Source organism: Boseongicola sp. (assembly GCF_057460485.1).
Genome location: NZ_JBVCWP010000328.1, coordinates 1 through 3,987, shown reverse-complemented (window position 1 = coordinate 3,987; position 3,987 = coordinate 1). Strand labels below are relative to the sequence as shown.

Sequence of the window (3,987 nt, the reverse complement as noted above, 5' to 3'; positions counted from 1 at the left end):
CCTAACAAATCGGGCACTCTAAAAGCCAGAACTTCCGAAGATGGGGTCGTGGCGCCCTCGGATAGAACAACTTCAACACCGCTTGCGCCAAGCCGGGCTTCGCGGATCATTTCGTAGTGGTCGAAAGATTTCGGACTCGTGACCTCACCGTTATTCACGCTTTCTAACTCGGAAACATATGCGCCATTTGCAAGCGGAGACCCATCCGCGCCGATACCATCCCAAAGACTTAGGTCGCCGTTCAGGGGAAGACCTTAGCTGGTAAGAAAATCTCTTCGGCCACTGATAACCCTTTGCTTCTCCTTTGTGGCGCCAAGGAGCCGTATCAACGGAAAGAAGGATGCCCATGCCGCTACAGCATCGGCATGGGCATCCTTCCAGGCACACTCATGGTGGCCTGCAGCGATAACCTTTTTTTCCCTAACAATCATCGGCGCATTGGACCCTGCGGACATAATCCACCCCACGTACGCCCCCGAAATCGATCTATCCCAAAGCCTTGAGCAAGCGGTCAATCGCCCGAAAGCTTTCCAAGCCAACATGACACATTTTTGCTGACCCTCTGGAAACCTATTCATCTTTGGATTACGCGAATAAGAACAAATTATCAAAGGATAGGTGCCGTGACCAAACCCAAGCTGCGCTCGCAAGAATGGTTCAACAATCCTGACAATCAGGAGATGACCGCGCTCTACCTTGAACGCTACCTGAACTATGGCCTTACCCGAGAAGAACTTCAGTCCGGCAAGCCGATCATCGGTATCGCACAGACGGGTAGTGATCTTAGCCCCTGTAACCGCCATCATATCGAGCTTTCCAAACGTGTGCGGGACGGCGTCATCGCTGCGGGTGGCACAGTCATCGAAATCCCAGTTCACCCGATACAAGAGACCGGAAAACGCCCGACCGCGTCACTTGACCGTAACCTTGCTTATCTGTCCCTTGTCGAAACACTCTATGGTTACCCGATCGACGGCGTCGTCCTAAATATCGGCTGTGACAAAACTACGCCTGCGCTTCTCATGGCGGCCGCAACCGTCAACATCCCTGCCATTGCACTCTCTGTCGGTCCGATGTTGAACGGGTGGTTCCAGGGAAAGCGGACTGGCTCGGGAACGATCGTCTGGAAAGCTCGCGAAATGCAGGCCGCTGGCGAGATTGACGACGATGGCTTTATGGATCTGGTCGCGTCTTCCACCCCGTCCGTTGGCTACTGCAACACCATGGGTACCGCGAGCACGATGAACTCCCTCGCTGAAGCGCTGGGCATGCAACTTCCCGGCTCCGCGGCGATCCCTGCCCCATACCGTGAACGTGGTCAAATCAGCTATCAAACCGGGCAGCGAATTATCGAGATGGTCAATTCAGACCGCCGGCCCTCCGACGTTATGACACGTGAAGCCTTCGAAAATGCAGTGGTTGTCAATTCAGCAATCGGCGGGTCGACCAACGCCCCTATCCACCTCAATGCCATTGCGCGACACCTTGGCGTGCCGCTCGACAATGACGACTGGCAGGCGCTTGGGCACAAGGTGCCACTGCTCGTAAATCTGCAGCCGGCTGGCGAGTATCTGGGCGAGGACTACCACCGGGCAGGCGGAGTTCCGGCTGTCATTGGTGAATTGCTGGAGGCCGGACTTCTGCCACATCCTGACGCTGTGACGGTAAACGGCAAGACCATGCGAGAAAACTGTGGGGGCGTCAGAAGCGACAATATAGATGTCATTAAGTCTGCCTCTGCACCAATGCTGAATGACGCGGGCTTCATCAATCTCAAGGGTAATCTTTTTGACAGCGCCATCATGAAGACGAGCGTGATCTCCAAGGAGTTCCGGGACCGCTACCTGTCGAACCCCGATCAACCCAACGCGTTTGAGGGCCGTGCTATCGTTTTCGACGGCCCGGAAGATTACCACAGGCGGATCGATGACGAGTCACTCGGCATCGACGAATACTGTGTTCTCATCATGCGCGGCGTAGGGCCGATCGGCTACCCGGGCGCTGCAGAAGTCGTGAACATGCGCGCGCCCTCCTATCTTCTGAGGCGGGGCGTGACGGCGCTGCCTTGCATCGGCGATGGACGCCAATCCGGCACATCCGGTTCACCCTCGATCCTCAATGCCTCGCCCGAAGCCGCAGCTGGTGGGGGTCTTGCCCTTGTTCAGACAGATGATCGCGTGCGCATTGATCTAACCGCCTGTTCTGCGGATATGCTGGTCGATGAAGCCGAGCTTGAGGCGCGTCGCGCCGCACTTCCAGATCATCCTTTCACCCCGGAAAGCCAGTCACCTTGGCAAGAGATCTTCCGCGAACGCGTCGGCCCTCTCAGCGAAGGCATGGTCCTGCGAGGCGCCACGGAATACCGCGATATTGCCAGGACAAAAGGCACGCCGCGCGACAATCACTGAATCAAGCGTGAGGGCGAAACATCACCGCCCTCAAAGCTTCAAACCACACCCCTCGAAGGCCGTGCGCGTGCGGTTCTTTTCCTCTTCGCTCAACTCCAACATCGGATGACGCACAAAGCCGCCTGCCTGTCCCAGCAGCTCTTGCCAATACTTGCCGTGCGCTGTCGGCTTACCCCCCGGCTTTGTTGAACGGATGGCCTGCCGCACAGGCTCCAGGCTGTCGCGCACCATCCGCGCCTTGTCGAACCGCCCCGAGAAAGCTAGCTCGGTATATTCGTGCATCCGTTTGTCGTTTTTTGTCTGTAGCTGATAGGGCGGCGACGAACAGAGATAGAGCTGCCAGCCCAACTCCTCGATATTGTCCAGCCAATCATCTTCAAGCGACGTGGAAACCTGTATCAAGTCTCCGACCATATGGCTCAACCGCACATACATCTCACGCGGCACTGAATATTTGATCGCAACGATGTTCGGTAATTCCGCAATCCGAGCGCATTGCTCCGGCTCCATCAAGTACCCGCTGTCGGGATGACTCCACATCGCAATCCCGATATCGAGCCGATCGCAGAGATATTTGTAGTAGTTGAATAGAACTTCATCACGATCATGACAAAAGCTCAGGACCGGCGCATGAACCACCACAAAATCGGCGTCGCAGGCTTGGGCATGAAGCCCCAATTCAAGCACGTTGCTCACATTCTGGTCCGAGATCGACATGATCGTACCGGCGCGGTCGCTGCACTCTTCCACGGCAATGGTCATATTGCGCTTGCGCTCGTCCATGGACATCGAGAAAAACTCGCCCTGTTTGCCCGCAATAAACAGGCCTTGGATATCCAGATCATCCACCCAGTGCCGGATATTCGCCCGTAATCCCTCTTCGTTGAGGGCGCCATCACCGTCAAACGGGTTCAAAGCCGCGGCCCAAATGCCTCGCATTTGGTCGCGTGCATATTCCTTTGCCTGTGCCTTGGAATACTTCATCGCTGTTTTCCCTCCTCCTTCGACCGATCCGCTCTGGCGAAATGGATAGCGCGCAACGACCCCGCCCCATACACTTGTCTGCAAAAGACAACGTCAGGATACCCATGTCCATCGCACTTATCGGCACCGGCGCCATTGCGTCATACGTCCGCGCCCAACTCAACTCAGCAGGGCTCCCGATCGCCGCGATTGTTGTGCGGCCCGGCAAGAAAAGCGATGGCCCAACGCCTCATGTCTCCACCGTTGCTGACCTACCGCGCGGCATTGAACTTTTGATCGACTGCGCCGGCCACGAAGCCCTTCGCACTCACGGCGTTGAGGCCCTGCGCGCGGGCATCGATGTCGTGACCGTCTCCATTGGGGCTCTTGCCGATGCCAAACTTGAAGCGGAACTCGGCGACGCTGCGCAGAAAGGCGAGACTGTGCTGCATCTGGCAAGCGGCGCAATCGGCGCGCTTGACGCTTTGCGGGCAGGCCGTGTCGGAACACTCGATAAGGTCACCTACACAGGACGCAAACCACCGAAAGGCTGGATGGGATCTCCTGCAGAAGACAAGCTTGATCTCGCCAACCTGTCCGAAGCCGCAACTCATTT

2 protein-coding genes and 1 pseudogene are annotated in these 3,987 nt (G+C 56.7%); 2 read left to right on the top strand and 1 reads right to left on the bottom strand.

Annotated features, from left to right (window positions below; genetic code table 11):
- Positions 1-623: 623 nt before the first annotated feature.
- Positions 624-2,408 carry an IlvD/Edd family dehydratase gene (locus tag AC221Y_RS21360; RefSeq protein WP_299756064.1) on the top strand — a complete coding sequence of 595 codons (1,785 nt, stop codon included), beginning with the start codon at positions 624-626 and terminating at the stop codon, positions 2,406-2,408.
- Positions 2,409-2,438: 30 nt separating this feature from the next.
- Here the strand turns inward: AC221Y_RS21360 and AC221Y_RS21355 are convergent, their stop codons facing one another.
- A complete protein-coding gene (locus AC221Y_RS21355) occupies positions 2,439-3,392 on the bottom strand; it encodes a dihydrodipicolinate synthase family protein (RefSeq protein WP_299756067.1) in 954 nt (317 codons plus the stop codon).
- A 104-nt stretch (positions 3,393-3,496) separates the two neighbouring features.
- On the opposite strand from AC221Y_RS21355, the pseudogene AC221Y_RS21350 reads away from it, so the two are divergent.
- A pseudogene (locus AC221Y_RS21350) lies at positions 3,497-3,987 on the top strand (aspartate dehydrogenase); the annotation flags it as partial.